Raw genomic sequence first — 16299 nt, 5'->3', positions numbered from 1 at the left:
CTTTTATCTAGCATAATTTGGGAATAGCAGAAATTCTTCAATCATATAATTTATCACTTTTAAAATGGGTAGCTATTGCAATAGCTGCCTTTGTTTTGGGCTTGTCTAAATCAGGAATTAAAGGTATTGGCATTATTATTATTTTAATATTAGCCTTTGTTTTTGGTGAAAAAGCATCAACAGGAATATTATTACCTATGCTTATTAGTGCCGATGTTTTAGCAGTAAGTTATTACAATAGGCACGCCCAATGGAAATTTATTAAACTACTTTTACCCTGGATGGTAATTGGCGTTTTAGTAGGAGTTTGGGTAGGTGATGCCATTTCTGAAGTACTGTTTAAACAAGTAATGGCTATTATAGTTATAAGTTCTGTTTTAATTATGTGGTATTTTGAAAAAAGAAAATCAACAACAGTACCACAAAACAAAGTGTTTTCATCTTCTATGGGTTTTTTGTCTGGGTTTACCACCATGGTAGGAAACTTAGCAGGACCAGTTTCAAATATTTATTTTTTAGCCATGAGGTTGCCTAAAAACCAGTTTATAGGTACAGCAGCGTGGTTATTTTTTATTATAAATGTATTTAAACTGCCATTCCACTTTTTTGTATGGAAAACGGTTTCTAAAGATACACTTGTTTTAAATTTAATATTATTTCCGGTGGTGGCTATTGGTTTTTTTATGGGAGCCAGAGTGGTAAAGTTAATTTCTAATGCAAAGTATAGGCACTTTATAATTATTGTTACTGCTATAGGAGGTATTATTATGTTATTTAGATAAAAAATGAAGTGTAACAGAATTAAAATTTAAAGCATAAATAACATTAAGTAAATTTAAATTTTTAATTTTATAGTCTAACCATAAATTAAAAACATAATGTCTGACGAAAAGAATTTAAGCGACGACCTAAACGATATGTTAGGAGATGCCAAAGAAGGCGCTAAAAAAACTGCCGATAAAGCAGGTGAAAAGGCAAAAGAATTTGCTAAAGAAGCCAAAGAGGCTGCTTCTGAGTTTGCAGGTGATGCAAAAGAAGTTTTAAGCGATGGTAAGAATGTAGCCATAATAGCACATATCCATTTAATCGGATGGATTATTGCATTAATTATGAATAGTAATAATAAAACAGAGTTAGGCTCATTTTATATTAGGCAAATGTTAGGATTAGTTCTATTGAGTTTTTTAGGAATTATTCCTATTATTGGCTGGATTTTGCTAATTGTAATTTTTGTTGCTTGGGTAATGAGTTTGGTAAATGCTTTAGGAGGTAAAATGAAACCAACATTTTTGTTAGGAGATAAATTTCAAGAATGGTTTAGTTCTTTATAATAACTATTCGTTTTTTGTAGCTGTTAGTTTAGCTTCTAACTCTGCCTGAAACTCTTCCATTACAGGGCGCACGGTGCTTTCGGGTAAGTCGGCAATTTTAATATACATTAAGCCGTCTACAGAGTTATTAAAAAGCGGGTCTACATTAAAAGCAACTAAACGTGCATTTTGTTTAATATACTTTTTAAGTAATACCGGGAGCCTAAGTGCTCCTGGTTCTATTTCATCTATAATTTTATCAAACTTGTTTAGGTCTGCTTTACTTTCATCAAAAACAAAATCTTTATCGGCATCTTTCAGTTTTACTTTAAACTCTTTTTTAGGCCTTACGTATTGCGCTAAATAGGGATCATAGTAATGAGATTTCATAAACTCAATCATTAATGACTTTGAAAATTTTGAAAACTGATTACTAATACTCACACCACCAATTAAATAGTTGTGTTCTGGGTAGCGTAATGTGGTGTGTACAATGCCTTTCCAAAGTAAAAATAAGGGCATAGGTTTTTGTTGATAGGCTTTAATAATAAAGGCGCGTCCCATTTCTATAGATTCGCTCATCATTTTATAAAGCTCGGGTTCAAACCTAAATAAATCTTGTAAATAGAAACCGTTAATACCATAACGCGCAAATATTTTAGAGCCCAATCCCATACGGTAGGCACCTACAATAACTTTGGTGTCATTATCCCATAAAAACATGTGGTGGTAGTAGGTGTCAAAAGTATCAAGGTCTATGGCTTCATTGGTGCCTTCACCAACTTCTCTAAAGGTAATTTCACGTAATCTACCTATTTCTCTAAGAATGTTAGGTATTTTATCGGCTGCTGCTAAAAACACCTCGTAATTTTTGCTTTGTAACAGTCTTAAATCGGCTTTTCTAAGCGCTTCAACTTCCTGTTGCATAACGTTTGTTTCAATAGGAGTAACAATACGTTTTGGAGGTTTTGGGGTTTTTAAAGTTGAGGGAATTTTATCTAGTATTTTAGATTTGTCTTCAAAAGCATTAGCAAGCATGTAGGTTTTCTTTCTAATAAATTCTGAAAAATCGTTTAAAGAATTGTATTCTTTTTGGTCTTTAACTAAAATAGGTCTTCCTATTCTAACTTTAATAGTTCTTCGTTTTTGAGTAAGTAATTCCGAAGGCAATTTAGCGGTTCTAAACGTATCACTTATTTTAGAAAGCTTGTAAAAAAGTTTGCTGTTTTTTGCATGAAAATAAATGGGAACAATGGGTACTTCTGCTTTTTTAATTAGTTTAATAGCAGCTTCTTCCCAAGGTTTATCTACAACCAATTTACCGTCTCGGTAAGTAGAAACTTCGCCAGCAGGAAAAATTCCTAAGGGGTGCCCATTGCGTAAATGAATAATGGCATTTTTAAAACCAGCAATACTTGATGCAGCGTCTTTTCTGTCTTCAAACGGATTTACAGGCATTATATAAGGCTTTAAAGGCGCTATACGGTGTAGTAAAAAGTTGGCTATAATTTTAAAATCGGAGCGCTGTTCTAACATTAATTTTAAAAGTAAAATACCATCAATACCTCCTAAAGGATGATTAGAAATGGTAATGTAAGCGCCATCTTTTGGAAGTCGTTTTAAGTCTTCTTCAGGTATTTCAAATTTAATTTGAAAATCATTTAAAATACCATTTAAAAAGTCTAGTTTAGTTAAATGTTTATTGCGTTTGTATATTTTGTTTAGAGTAGAAATTTTAAGCACTTTCATTAAAACCCAACCTATAAACGTACCAATAAAACCATATTTACCTAATTGAATGGCTTTGGCTACTTCTTTAGCGTTTACAAGTCCAGAATCTTGTTGTTTGCTCATGGGCGTAAATGTAGTAAATAAACTATTTGGTTACTATTTGAACAGTTTCTTGTGTTAATTGTTTCAGTAATACTGTTTTGCCTTGTTCTATTTTATTTAAGGCAGACTCATTGTAATGCCTTATAGTATACAATGATACATTTTCATGGCAATTTACACTAAATTTAGCTTTTAATTGTTGCAGTAATGCATCTAAATTGTTGTAAATATTATCTATGCATACCGAAAAACTAATAGCTGAATTTTGAATAACATGCACCTTCATTTTGTAGGTGTGAAGTAGTTTAAAGATTTCGCTAATATTTTCTTCAACTATATACGAAAAATCTAATGATGATAGCGATATTAATATTTGATTTTTCTTCACTATAAAACAAGGAATTTTAGGTTCTATAGATACACTTTTACCCACAGTAGTTCCAGAGTCTTCAGGGTTTAAAAACGATTTTACATGTAACGGAATTTCCTTATGTTGCAAAGGTTGAAGTGTTTTTGGATGAATAACAGAAGCGCCATAAAAAGCAAGTTCAATAGCTTCTCTATATGATATTTTATGAAGCAATTGGGCGTTTTCAAAATATCTGGGGTCTGCGTTTAATACACCAGGAACGTCTTTCCAAATAGTAACGCTTTCAGCATTTAGGCAATAGGCAAAAATAGCGGCAGTATAATCGCTTCCTTCTCTTCCAAGAGTAGTGGTAAAATTATTGCTGTCGCTTCCTAAAAAACCTTGTGTAATATTTAAAATAGAGGTGTTTAGAGCCGATGAAATAGTAGTTTGAGTGGCTTCCCAATTTACATTAGCACGCCTATAGTAGTCATCGGTTTTTATGAAATCTCTAGAATCAATCCATTGGTTTTTAATACCAATGCTGTTTAAATATTCACTTATAATTGTGGTTGATACCAATTCACCAAAACCAACAACTTGATCATAAACAAAATTGTAATTAGGCGATTTGTTTGTTTTAAAGAAGTTGTTTAGTTCATCAAAAAAAGTTTTTGTTTTTTTAAAGATGAGGTGGTTTTCGTTCTCAAATAAATCGAATAAAATATCGTTGTGGTATTTTATAACCTCTTGTAGTGAGCTTTGTAATTCAGTTTTATTATTAAAATAATTTGAAATTACAGTTTCTAAAGCATTGGTAGTTTTTCCCATTGCAGAAACAACAACAAGTGTGTTTTTATAACCCGTAGTATTTAAAACATCTGCTAGATTTTTTATTCCAATAGCACTTTTTACAGAAGCACCACCAAACTTAAATATTTTCATTGTTAAGTTTTGATATATAGTTCTTTATACTTTTTTCATTCATTTGAACCACATCCCAATCTCGCATTACATTGGCGCCTTTGCTCTCATAAAATTTTATGGCAGGTTCATTCCAATCTAAAACTTCCCAATTAATACGTTTAACGCCTAATTTGTGTGCGTGTTTAATAAACGCATCTAATAAAGCAGAACCTATACCAGTACCCCTAAAGCTTTGGTTTACAATTAAATCTTCTAGATGAATAATTTTTCCTTTCCATGTAGAATACCTGTGGTAGCCCAAAGCAATACCTTCTACTTTAGAGTTTACTTCTGCAACATAACAAAAGAATGCAGGGTTTTCACTAAACCCATCATTTTCAAGGTCTTCTAAAGTTATTTCTACAGCATCAGGTTCTTTTTCAAACTCTGCCAATTGCTTAATTAACGCTAAAACAGCTGGCATATCTTTTTTATTTGCTTTTCTAACAGTAAATTGCATAATATGTTTTATATTTTCAAATATAAGCCAAAGAAAAATAAACATTCTGTTATTCTTTAACGAAAACGATGTAGTTATTTGAAAATTATTGATATTTGTATAAACAAAACACATCTCATTTATGGCTCACCAAAAGCAAACTTTAGGCGAATTTATAATTAAAAACCAAACATCATTCAAGTATTCATCTGGCGAGTTATCTAGCCTTTTAAACTCCATTAGACTAGCGGCAAAAGTTGTTAACCATGAGGTTAATAAAGCAGGTTTAGTAGATATAATTGGAGCTGCAGGAGATACTAATATACAGGGTGAAGACCAACAAAAATTAGATGTTTATGCTAATGATAAATTTATACAAACCTTAACCAAAAGAAATATTGTTTGTGGTATTGCAAGTGAAGAGGAAGACGATTTTATAAGTATTAACAGTCAGGATGAAAATCATCAAAATAAATATGTTGTTTTAATAGATCCTTTAGATGGTTCATCTAATATTGATGTAAATGTTTCTGTTGGAACCATTTTTTCAATTTACAGAAGGGTAACCCCTATTGGAAGTCCGGTTCAACTTGAAGACTTTTTGCAAAAAGGAAGTGCCCAAGTTGCGGCGGGTTATGTTGTATATGGTACATCAACTATGTTAGTTTATACTACTGGCGATGGGGTAAACGGATTTACTTTAAACCCTGCAATAGGCTCATTTTATTTATCTCATCCCGATATGGAATTTCCCGAAGATGGTAATATTTACTCCGTAAATGAGGGGAATTATATTCATTTTCCACAAGGTATTAAAGATTACATAAAATATTGTCAAAAAGAAGAAGATGATAGACCGTATACATCAAGGTATATAGGTTCTTTGGTTTCTGATTTTCATAGAAATATGATTAAAGGCGGTATTTATTTATATCCACAAAGTTCTAAAAATCCTAACGGAAAATTAAGATTGCTTTATGAATGTAATCCCATTGCTTTTTTAGCAGAACAAGCTAAAGGAAAAGCTAGTGATGGTTTTACTAGAACATTAGATGTAGAGCCTACAGAGTTACACCAACGTGTTCCGTTTATTTGTGGTAGTAAGAATATGGTTGAAAAATGCGAAGAATTTATGAGAAATGCTCATTCTTGATATATAAGGATTAAAACATAAAAAAAGCGAACCTATTTTGGGTTCGCTTTTTATTTTTTACATGTCCCGTCCTAAAATAAGTTGACACAAAATCGACTTATTATGAAAAATAAAGAACACAAGCGATTTAAGCGCACACAACGAGATTACAATTTAGGCTTTAAATTAGCCTTGGTGTCCGAAGTAGAAAAAGGCAACTACACATACAAACAGATTCAAAAAGCTTATGGTATCCAAGGAAGGAGTACCGTTTTGGTATGGTTAAGAAAATATGGTACTTTAGATTGGAGTAAACCAAACTTTAATAATTTGCCTAAAGAAAAAGAAACACCAGCCCAAAGGATAAAGCGTTTAGAACGAGAACTAGAAGATGAGCGATTAAAGAACTTATTGCTCAATACAATGATAGATGTATCAGACAAACAATTTGGTACTTCTATTAGAAAAAAGCTTTTATCCCAACAATCCAAATCATCAAACAAGACAAGCAAGTAGCCATTGCGCACTCATGTAGATTGTTAGGGATAAGTAGACAAGCTGTTTATCAAGCTCAAAAACGTAAAGAAGCACGTATCAAAGAACTCTCAAAGATAAAATCCTTAGTACTTGTTATTCGTAGAGATATGCCAAGACTGGGTACACGTAAACTCTACTACTTGCTAAAGCCAGAGTTTGATAAACATCAAATAAAAATAGGGAGAGATGCCTTATTTGCTTATTTAAAAACAGAACATTTATTAATAACACCAAAGAAAAACTATACCAAAACCACAAACTCAAAACATTGGCTTAAAAAGCACCCTAACCTACTAAAAGACATCCAACCTAATAGGCCAGAACATGTGTTTGTAAGTGATATTACCTACATAAAAAGCAGAGAAAAAACACATTATTTATCTTTGGTAACAGATGCTTATAGTAGAAAAATAGTTGGATATCAATTAAGTGATGATATGAGTGCAAAAAATGTAGTCAAAGCTTTTAATATGGCCATAAAGAAAAGAGATACAAATAATGAAATTATCCATCATTCTGATCGTGGACTACAGTATTGTGCTTTTGTCTATCAAAAGGCTTTAAGGGAAAACAACGTAATACCATCAATGACTGATGGTTATGATTGCTACCAAAACGCATTAGCAGAGCGCATTAATGGAATTTTAAAACAAGAGTTCTTAATTTATAAGTGCAATAATGGAAGAGAGCTTGAACGGTTAATCAAAGAATCTATAGAAACTTATAACAATAAAAGACCGCATTTGAGCCTTAACATGAAAACACCTAACTTTATACACAACAAAAAACCTGAGAAGTTAAATTCTCAGGTTTAATTTAATTTATAAAAACTGTCAACCTATTTTAGGACGACTCAACAAAATATAAAAATAGATAATTGAGAATAGCAATTTAATTTTTGATGATTTTGAATGCGGCTTTTCCAGATTCTGATTCTAAAACTAAAACGTAGAGACCATTAGGAATACTATCTAATTTTATATTTGAGTTATTTTTAGAACTTGTGTAAACCACTTGCCCTAAATTATTATAGATCTTAGTTTTTAAGATAGTTTGGTTATCGGGCAATTTGATGAAAAGATTGTCACTAAAAGGATTTGGATAAATAAGTGTTTTTTCTTGAAGGTAAGTATCAATACTTAAGCTTTCTATTTCATCAAGAATTGTAGTAATAGACCATTTGTTATTAGAATCTTTTACTCGTACAAAAAGGTTATCGTTAAAATTATAGTTTCCAGTGGGGTAAGACACATTGAATGTCCAAGCACCATCGGCAGATGGTGTACTAATACTTTCTATGCTTTTTGTACTAAATCCAAAATCATCCTCAAAGAAATATTCTATTTCAACAATATCGGTATCTGGATTTAAATACACTTGTATATTCTTTCTAAAGGTATGACTCCAATTACCATAACTGTCTTTTATCCTTCCGAAGAGTTTATGGTAACCCAACGATACATTGGCAGCTATTTGTGCTGTAAAAGCTTGTTCAATATCTTGTTCTTCAGGGTTTATAGGAAAGGTTGTACTGTTACCATATCCAGTGTCAGTATCATCTATATAATACTCGCCCATTACAATATTGTTTTCAACAAAGGGGGCTACAATTTCAATATGTTTTCTTATGGTTTGGCTCCAGTTTCCGTTGACATCCTTTACCCGAATGTAGAGTTTGTGATAACCCGCCGAAATGCCAGAAGGAATGTCGGCTAAAACGGTTTCAGCAATATCTATATCCGGCGATGCGATATCAAGTACCGTGTTCTGTCCAAATCCATTATCGACATCCAAAAAATATTCAATTTGGGTAGCGTTGGATTGGGCACGGATTCCCAGTGTAATGGCCAATAAAATGGCTGTTAAAATAATCCGTTTCATCGCAAATTAGTTATTAGTTCGTGCTTTAACGGTTACCGAAAGCCCTGTACCAGGTTCGGACACACCAGTGGTAGTAACATCATAAGCTACGGGAATGGCACCTAAGCCAGATAAGTTATAACGATTAATTTCCACAACACCACCATAAGCACCACGTTCTGCACCATCGCTACCTGCTTGGTTATAAGAAGAACCCGATTGTAATTGGTATAAGCCATCGGTGGTGCCTTCTTCTACAAACAATAAAGCCATACTTGGTACCCAAATGTTTCCAGTAGTACCATCAAAGACACCGGAGGTTGACACTGTATTATACTGTACATTATTATTGGTTCCACTATTAATGTTTGCAGTAATACCCGCGGCTTTTAGAATATTGTTTTGGAAGGAGCCTGTGTTGAACTCTAAATTTAATTCATTAGCTGGTCCATCGAAAACATTATTGTTGCATTCCATAATAGTTCCAGTGCCCCATGCATTGTCTGTCCATAATAATTTTTTTTGGCATATGTTGTTGTTGAATATAATTTCTTGTGGAGGGATATAGGAACTACTTCCAGTATCGGCTATAGCACTAGTATTGTATGTGTTTGGAAAGAAATTTTGAAGAATATAAAGATCAATCAAAAGTGTATTGGGTCGAACGTAGCGCTCGATGCGGCATCTTTTTATTGAAATATCGTTGACGTTGACATATACAATACCGTCCACGTTACTGCCGTCATGTAAAACGTTCATGCCTATTAGTTGAGACGATTCCGAACCAGAATCAAATGTAACACGTCCAATTTTAGCATCATAGGTATTGTTTGAAACTTTAGGGTTTTCAGTTAAAAAGTAACCAGGGCCAATAATAACTAGCTCTTTTGTAATTGTGGCATCAGCATAAACAATGGTAGAACCTTCTATATGTAGTATGTCGCCATCATTTACATTAGGGTAAGCAACAGCTTCGTTAATTTCGCTAAATACGGGAAAGCTAGGTGTTCCCCCATAATTTTCACCAAAATTAGTGGTGCCATCGTAGTTTGATTGGTTGTTTACGCGCCAGATGGTTTGGGCATACGTCAAGGAGGTCAATAATAAGGCGGTATATAATACGGCCATGTTTGAGAGTAACAGTTTTGTTTTCATTTTTTAGAATTTTAAAGGATTAATTAATAGCTATATTTTATTCTTATAGGATACATTGGTGAAAACACCATCGGTAATGGAGTAGGTGTTTACGCCATCTGAAGCAGTAAACCTAAATTCTCCAGAAACAATGCGTTTGGTTTTGTCAATAAAAGTGATTTTTAAATAAGAATCTTCAGTAGATTCAGTAGTGGCTTCTTTTTCATTATCGTTCTCTACTTCAAAATAGTGCCCTACGGGAACACCTTTCCCACCGTCGTTTTTAGAGTCCCACACGGTATTTGGCCCCACAGTGTTAAACGATTTCTCGTCCATTATTGAAACAAGAATACTTTTGGCAACATTATCTATAACAGTACTGCCGTTAATGCTTAGTTGAAAGAACATGGGCGTTTTTACCAATACCGCAAAAATTTGGCTAAAGCCATCTTCTGGTGTTGGTACAAAATCACTACCGTTTATCTTGGCAGAGAATTGTGTGGTACCATTTTGGGCATAAATGCTTGAATAGTTAAAAGCGAATGAAAAACATACAATGAAGGCTATTTTTGAAAAAGTTTTCATGGTTCTAGTTTTTTATTATTTTTTTTGTAATTGTTCCCAAGCTTGACTTGATGTTTAAAAAATACAAACCGTTTTGAAGTTCAGAAAGGTTTATGGTATTCTCGCCTTTATCTAATATGTTACTTATTATAACTTGACCATTAATGTTTGTTAACACGTATGAGCTTTCTTGGTCTAGGTTTAAATAAACTTTGTTTTTTGTAGGGTTTGGATATACTGTTAGGTTGTTAATATTTTTTTTCTCCGTGGATAGTGTTGATGCTTCGTAACTTACTTCAAAATCATCTACATATAGTTTGTCTTGCCCAACGGTGTTAAAGTGCCTTACAATGATGCCAATGTTTTTTCCAGCAAATGTTATGGGTATAGCTGCTGTAATATCTTTAGCTGTTCCAGAACCACCTACTGTTAAAGTTTCTTCATATATTTTGGTGTCAAACGATTGTCCTACGGCTTCATCAAAAACATAAATAGCAAAGTGTTCTGCAGGGCGATCGCTACTAGAAGCCTCCACATTTAGTTTAAATGAAATGGATGATGCGTTACTAGGAACGGTTATGGCTCCAGTTGGTGTAATAAGTAAATTGTCTGGGGTTAATGCACCAGCAATATCATCATAAGATTTAGAAAAGAAACTTGTATCTGTTATAAGGCCTTTTCCTGCAACATTGCCGTTTTCTGTTTCCCAAGTAAAGGAATCGCCATCATTATTTGTGGCTGAAAAGTTTGCATAGTCACTAGAATCGGAAGACCAAATAATATTTTCCGCTGTTTGTTGATTTATTTTTAAATTAAAAACATCTCTATTACCAGCACTTGTATAATCTTCTATGCCAGAATTAAAATCTAAATCAACCGTTCCATTAAAACCTCCAGTTACATATAGATTATTAGAAAAATCATTAGTTATTGAATAAGCACTACACCATGTTCCAGGGGCTCCAGTTCCAAATGAGATTACCCATAGAAAGTTACCAGAGGCATCAAGTTTTTGAATGTAAGCATCATTATCTCCTACAGAAGTTAAATTCTCAATTTCTGTATTTGGATTAAAATCAATAGTGCCGCTAAAAGCTCCACAAACATATATGTTTTTAGAAGCGTCTGTTATTAGCGATGCTCCATTTGAGTAAAGGCCTGTGGTATTACTTGACATTGATTTTAACCAAATAAAATTTCCAGAGTTATCTAATTTTACCACATATATATCTCCAAGAGCGTTTGTAGAAAGAGCAGAAATTCCAGATCCAGGGTCAAAATCTACCGTACCAGAATAACTCCCAGTTATAATAATGTCTCCCGAGTTATCTGTAACTAAAGAATTAGCTTGATAACCGAATTCTCCAGAAGAAACTTCTTGAAATGATTTAACCCAAACAAAATCCCCATTACTATCTAACTTTAAAATGAAAACTTCGCTAGACCCATTAGAGGATAAATTAGATACTCCAGCATTTGGATCGAAGTCAACTGTATCAGAAAAAGAACCTATTGTGTATATATTATCATTTTTATCTATGGTTAGGCTTTTGGCTTGATCACATCCTGTATTGCCAATTGTTTTTACCCAAACAAGGTTACCATTAGGGTCAAATTTCTGAATAAAGATATCATTGCACCCTGAAGCTGTTATGTTAGTAGTTCCTACCCCTGGATCAAAATCTGTGGTTCCGTAGAAGAAACCAGCTATATATACATTATTAGAAGAATCTAAATCAATACTGTAAGATAAGTCGGTAGATGTTCCTCCATTGCTATTAGCCCAAATAAAATTTCCATTACTATCTAATTTTAGAACAAAGAAATCCCAATTATTATTATAAGAAGTCAAATTATATGTGCCAACATTTGGATTAAAATCTACAGTTCCAGAAAACCCACCAGTAATGTATAAATTTCCTGTCGTATCTGATGTTAAAGAGGTGGCAATATCATAACCAGTACCTCCTATAGATTTAACCCAAATGAAGTTCCCATTTGAATCAGTCTTTTTAATGTAAATATCTTTATCTCCTACAGCAGTCATATTGGTTGTTCCTGGCCCAGGTTCAAAGTCGACAGTTCCTGTGTAATATCCTGTAGTATAGATGTTCCCCGATGAGTCAGTTATAATAGAACTACTGTAATCATCATCAGAACTCCCTATTGAGTTACCCCATTCAAAACTTGGGCTTTGAGCACTGAAATGTGACGAAAAAAGGCTAAATACAAAGAATACAATGATATTATAATTTTTTTTCATTTTTAAAATTGGATATTTTTTGTGATTAATTATAGTGAGAGTAATTAATACCACCCCCTAATATTATATGTGTTAGGCTGTTGGTTATTACCATAAGCAACCCCAACATCTCTAGCCGCTTGGATTCTAGATTTTTCCACATCTAAAACTTTTAGTGCGTAGTTCCAGTTTCTGTCGCTTAATTCTTTGACTCTATCTGATATTTTAGAGAATAAAGATTTAACTTGATTGAAACAAGGTGCGGTTGGTTCAACAGTTGCTAAAAGTGCAGCGGCTTCGTTAGCGGCATTAATGTCTTGGTTGGCGGCCCAAATGCCACTAGCTTCCGATAGTTTAACTTTGCAATCAAATTCAATAGCCTTGTCATAATAAGTAGCAAGTTTGGTTTTTATTTTATCAAAACAAGTGCTAACTTCAGGAACGCTTGATAATAAAGCTAGAGCTCCTGCATAGTTGTTTTGAGATGCCAATGCATCAGCTTGCTTAATAACCAAGTTGCAATTGTTGTTAAAGTATTCAATAATGCGTTCTTTGCTTCTTGTTACTAAATTTTGTAATGCTTGGTTTTTAGGCTTTATTTGGTTTATGGCTGCCATATAAGCCTTGTTTTCGTTGGAGCCTACACCTTTAACTGTTAAGGATTCACTAGTAAACAAAGAGCCTTCAATACCATCACCAACATAAAGTGTTACCTCTAAGTTTAGCGCAATTGTTGGAGGTGCCGTAGGCATAATATCTTTACTAAGCACTGTAATGTTTGGTGTTATGATAAATCGTGTGTCAAAACCGCCCTGTGCAATACCGTTTTTTGTAATGATTTGGTTTAATTTGTTGGAAAACATACGTTTTGCGTAAGTAGGAATACTTTCTATTTGATTTGGAATGTAGGTTCCTAAAAAGATGCCGTCATAATTAACATTATTTTGCGCTACCAATGTTAGTGAGGCAATAAGTATAAAACTGAATATTAATTTTTTCATTTCTTTCATTTTTAATAATTTATTTACCACCTAAAATTATGGTGGCTCTTCCCAGCCCTTTCATGACTAATTTGTTTGGGATGTTATATGGAGCGCTTTTTAAATATTTACTAAGCTCATATACAAAACGTCGTGCATCTAAAGCTCTACCTTGTTCATTTTCTAATGGAATCCTAACTTGTTCAAACAATGCCATGTTTTCGGTCATGTCTGTGGTGCTAAATCGCCCTTTTACAGCGTTGTCTGCTAGCCAATCTTCAATGGCAAAACCAAGGACTTCACCACCATATTCCGTATCTAAATCACCATCCCAATCGTTCCATTTTTGAATGCGGACAATAATTTCTCTACCATTTTCAAACATGTCATCAAAATGGGCTTGTAAACGTTCTGTAAATTTATCCATGTGTGCTAACACGGCTTCGGAAAGCAATACTGGTAGTTCGGCCGAAAATGAAGGCGCACCTGTGCCAGCAGCCGTAGCAATTTGTTTATCGGTATAGGCGTCTATACCTTGCAAGTTAAATGTGATGGATTTTTTAGGACCAGTTTGGTTTACCGTCCAAGTAAGTTGCATGATAATATCTGCTTTAGCCACTTTTTTCAAAGCATCTATAGGGCTTTCGGCTACACCGCTACCCGAATCGCTAGAGGAACGTAAATTGTCTTCAGCCGAATTGGATTTTAGTGTTTTAATGACCGATTCCATATTTTTTAGAGGAAAACCTCTATCTGCCATCATGCCATTTATTTGGCTAATAACTAAAAGTACGTCGGAATCTTGTTGAAATGCTTTTTGATAATCAGGTATTTGAACCAAAGTGCCTTGGTCATCAAAATTCATAACGTAGCCATTTTTTATGCACCAAGCATCACTTGGAACCACCATAATTGTTGGTTTTTTAGCTTGGCTAAATGCTATTACACTTATTAAAAATAGGCAATAGGTAATGTATAACTGTTTCAGTTTTTTCATAAGTTGTGTATTAATAATTAAAATCCAGATGCTAAACCTTTTATAATGCCTTCTTCTTCCAATCGTTTTCTTAACATATCGGTTTGGACATTAACTACGGCGCCAATTTTGTATTCGCGTTTGCTTACTTTCAATCGGTCTCCAGGAGCTATGCTACCGTCTGTAGCTGCAGAAACGTATTTAAGGTAATCGCCGCCATCGGCAAAAAATGCATCAAAGAATTCAGCATGTTCAGCTGCGGTTTTAGCAGATTTTAGTAAAGGGCTAAAAGAAGTGCATCCTTGTCCGCCGCCTGCAAACCCTTTAAAAATGATACCATGTACAGCATTTTTCATGGCATGCGAAATGGCATGTTTTGGGTTTTTGGAGTAAGACCAAACTTTTACAAGTTTGGAGCCTAGTTTTGCAATGCCTTCACACTCGATATCATAACGAAAAATTTCGGTGTCTTTGTTTGCTTTTTCATTTTTCCATTGGGCGTTTGCACTTATCCCAATTACCAAGAAAGCAATTATAATAAATAGTGGTTTTGTTTTTTGTATCATGTTGTTTTAGTATTTAATGTTAATTAATTTGTCTAATTAGCATACCTGGGAAATATTTGTTTTTTCCTCCGCTAAAGGTGGTATATTCCAATTCTGAAGGATTTTCTTCGTTGGCATTAAAGCGGTTGTCCCAAATGAGATCCTTTTCAACTTTTATAACGCCTAAGCGTTCGTATTCAATAACTCCATTTTCATTGAGTACTTGTTCCAAAACTTCATATTTGTCTCCTTTTTCCAAACCTTCTTTGAGGCCAATTTTTGCTGCCAAAGGATCTGTACTTATCAGTGGCGTTTTTGTTCTGAAGACTTCAAATTCCCTTTGTAGTTTGGCAATAACGTTGTCAACCGCTCTAACCGTTGCAATACTTATTAAATCTTCGTTGCTTTTTTTGGTATAAACGGTGCTTTGTACATCGGCCCAAGAGGTGGCGTTACCAATGTATTCAAACTTGAATAGGTTGGTCTCATCAAAAGCATTTTTCTTTTCGGGATCAATGGCACTATCTTCCGTCCAGTAGCTATTGTAAAATATCCCAGCTATGTCATCGTTCCAAACTAGCTTGTACAAAAAGGCTTGGGTTTTGATGATGTAACCTTTTCCAGCAACTTCAACGCCTGCAGAGGTTGCCTCAGATACCGTTGCCACATCGTTTTTTCCGAGAATTGAAGCTACATCTGAAACGCTACCCAAAATGCCTTTGGCTTGGTTGGCTATTTCTTCTTTGTTGGTGTACTTAAAATTGTTGACCACCACAAAGGTGTTTTTTATAAGAGCTTCGCCTGCATCGGCTAACATAGCCGAACCGCGTTCACTATTGTTGGCAATTTTCACATCCAAATCGGTGGCGTTATAAAAGCCTCTTTCGGCTATTAAATCCATATTAAAACCACCGTTTTCACTTCTGTTAAACCATTTAGCAACCATGTCTTTAGCAATATTTTTACTGTTTAAATAATTTAATATGGCCAAATGTTGGGTGTCATCAGAACTATTATTGTTAGATTTTAAGGAAACTTTCGATAGTAGCCCTTTCTTTTTGGGGTGTTCGCTAGCTTTTGGTTTTGTATAAGCCAAGGTCGTATCGTTTTTAGGAATTAGCCTAGTAAATACCATGTGGTTGTTGAACTTGTTGGGCAAAGGGGCATTAACAAAAATGTCTTGGATGGTATTGGCATATTCCTGTTTTGGATCACTAATCATGAGGGTGTGCAGCGAACTGCGTTTATATTTCACATCAGTGTTTTGTTGTTGTGCGCTTGTAGATAGTGAAAACAAAAAAAGCAGCGAAAAAAAAACATTCTTAAAAAAAAGTTTCATGTTGAGAGTGTGTATGAATTAATAATAATACCGCAAGGCTTTCAGGAAGGCTACGGCTTGATTTGTTTAAATACTTTTAAGATTGAGGGTAAC

General features: G+C 34.0%; 15 protein-coding genes. 4 read left to right on the top strand and 11 right to left on the bottom strand.

The genetic code is table 11. The features are described 5' to 3' along the window. The first annotated feature begins 17 nt into the window (after nucleotides 1-17). On the top strand, nucleotides 18-782 hold the full coding sequence (locus tag BWZ22_RS05895) for a sulfite exporter TauE/SafE family protein (RefSeq protein ID WP_157607919.1): 765 nt from the start codon (nucleotides 18-20) through the stop codon (nucleotides 780-782). A gap of 96 nt (nucleotides 783-878) precedes the next feature. After that, nucleotides 879-1331 (top strand): DUF883 domain-containing protein, encoded by a 453-nt coding sequence (locus tag BWZ22_RS16475; RefSeq protein WP_083692208.1) that lies wholly within the window; start codon nucleotides 879-881, stop codon nucleotides 1329-1331. 3 nt (nucleotides 1332-1334) lie between these two features. On the opposite strand, the gene BWZ22_RS05885 is transcribed toward BWZ22_RS16475, so the two are convergent. The 3 genes from BWZ22_RS05885 to BWZ22_RS05875 are packed head-to-tail and all read right to left on the bottom strand — an operon-like array spanning nucleotide 1335 to nucleotide 4918. Then, complete coding sequence (locus BWZ22_RS05885; RefSeq protein ID WP_076698623.1) at nucleotides 1335-3164, bottom strand: GNAT family N-acyltransferase; 1830 nt, start codon at nucleotides 3162-3164, stop codon at nucleotides 1335-1337. A 22-nt stretch (nucleotides 3165-3186) separates the two neighbouring features. Next, nucleotides 3187-4437, bottom strand: coding sequence for an aspartate kinase (locus BWZ22_RS05880; RefSeq protein WP_076698622.1), 1251 nt, complete (start codon nucleotides 4435-4437; stop codon nucleotides 3187-3189). Further along, nucleotides 4424-4918 carry a GNAT family N-acetyltransferase gene (locus tag BWZ22_RS05875; RefSeq protein WP_076702320.1) on the bottom strand — a complete coding sequence of 165 codons (495 nt, stop codon included), beginning with the start codon at nucleotides 4916-4918 and terminating at the stop codon, nucleotides 4424-4426. Before BWZ22_RS05875 ends, BWZ22_RS05880 begins: the two co-directional genes overlap by 14 nt. A gap of 121 nt (nucleotides 4919-5039) precedes the next feature. On the opposite strand from BWZ22_RS05875, the gene fbp reads away from it, so the two are divergent. Together fbp and BWZ22_RS05860 are read left to right on the top strand one after the other, a co-directional pair. After that, nucleotides 5040-6050 carry a class 1 fructose-bisphosphatase gene (gene fbp / locus BWZ22_RS05870; protein ID WP_076698620.1) on the top strand — a complete coding sequence of 337 codons (1011 nt, stop codon included), beginning with the start codon at nucleotides 5040-5042 and terminating at the stop codon, nucleotides 6048-6050. Nucleotides 6051-6152: 102 nt separating this feature from the next. After that, a protein-coding gene (locus tag BWZ22_RS05860) for an IS3 family transposase (protein WP_371326805.1) occupies nucleotides 6153-7381 on the top strand; the annotation gives its coding sequence in 2 pieces (ribosomal slippage) (nucleotides 6153-6513 and nucleotides 6513-7381; 1230 coding nt in all). A 76-nt stretch (nucleotides 7382-7457) separates the two neighbouring features. On the opposite strand, the gene BWZ22_RS05855 is transcribed toward BWZ22_RS05860, so the two are convergent. Genes BWZ22_RS05855 through BWZ22_RS05820 form a run of 8 tightly spaced genes read right to left on the bottom strand, consistent with a single transcriptional unit; the run spans nucleotide 7458 to nucleotide 16089 of the window. Then, complete coding sequence (locus BWZ22_RS05855) at nucleotides 7458-8447, bottom strand: T9SS type A sorting domain-containing protein (protein ID WP_076698619.1); 990 nt, start codon at nucleotides 8445-8447, stop codon at nucleotides 7458-7460. Nucleotides 8448-8453: 6 nt separating this feature from the next. Next, the gene (locus tag BWZ22_RS05850; RefSeq protein ID WP_076698617.1) at nucleotides 8454-9581 is read right to left on the bottom strand and encodes a hypothetical protein; all 1128 of its coding nucleotides are present in this window, start codon (nucleotides 9579-9581) and stop codon (nucleotides 8454-8456) included. Nucleotides 9582-9611: 30 nt separating this feature from the next. Next, nucleotides 9612-10145: a hypothetical protein gene (locus BWZ22_RS05845; protein ID WP_076698616.1), complete on the bottom strand. Its 534-nt coding sequence runs from the start codon at nucleotides 10143-10145 to the stop codon at nucleotides 9612-9614. Nucleotides 10146-10149: 4 nt separating this feature from the next. Then, nucleotides 10150-12387 carry a T9SS type A sorting domain-containing protein gene (locus BWZ22_RS05840; RefSeq protein WP_076698614.1) on the bottom strand — a complete coding sequence of 746 codons (2238 nt, stop codon included), beginning with the start codon at nucleotides 12385-12387 and terminating at the stop codon, nucleotides 10150-10152. A gap of 44 nt (nucleotides 12388-12431) precedes the next feature. Beyond that, on the bottom strand, nucleotides 12432-13367 hold the full coding sequence (locus BWZ22_RS05835) for a hypothetical protein (protein WP_157607917.1): 936 nt from the start codon (nucleotides 13365-13367) through the stop codon (nucleotides 12432-12434). A 19-nt stretch (nucleotides 13368-13386) separates the two neighbouring features. Further along, a complete protein-coding gene (locus BWZ22_RS05830) occupies nucleotides 13387-14343 on the bottom strand; it encodes a DUF6175 family protein (protein WP_198027654.1) in 957 nt (318 codons plus the stop codon). 17 nt (nucleotides 14344-14360) lie between these two features. Beyond that, nucleotides 14361-14888 (bottom strand): hypothetical protein, encoded by a 528-nt coding sequence (locus BWZ22_RS05825; RefSeq protein WP_076698611.1) that lies wholly within the window; start codon nucleotides 14886-14888, stop codon nucleotides 14361-14363. Between the two features lie 19 nt (nucleotides 14889-14907). Further along, nucleotides 14908-16089: a hypothetical protein gene (locus BWZ22_RS05820; protein ID WP_157607916.1), complete on the bottom strand. Its 1182-nt coding sequence runs from the start codon at nucleotides 16087-16089 to the stop codon at nucleotides 14908-14910. Nucleotides 16090-16299 lie beyond the last annotated feature (210 nt).

It is taken from the genome of Seonamhaeicola sp. S2-3 (genome assembly GCF_001971785.1).
In the GTDB taxonomy this organism is placed as follows: Bacteria; Bacteroidota; Bacteroidia; order Flavobacteriales; family Flavobacteriaceae; genus Seonamhaeicola.
This window is presented reverse-complemented; position numbering and strand designations above follow the sequence as displayed.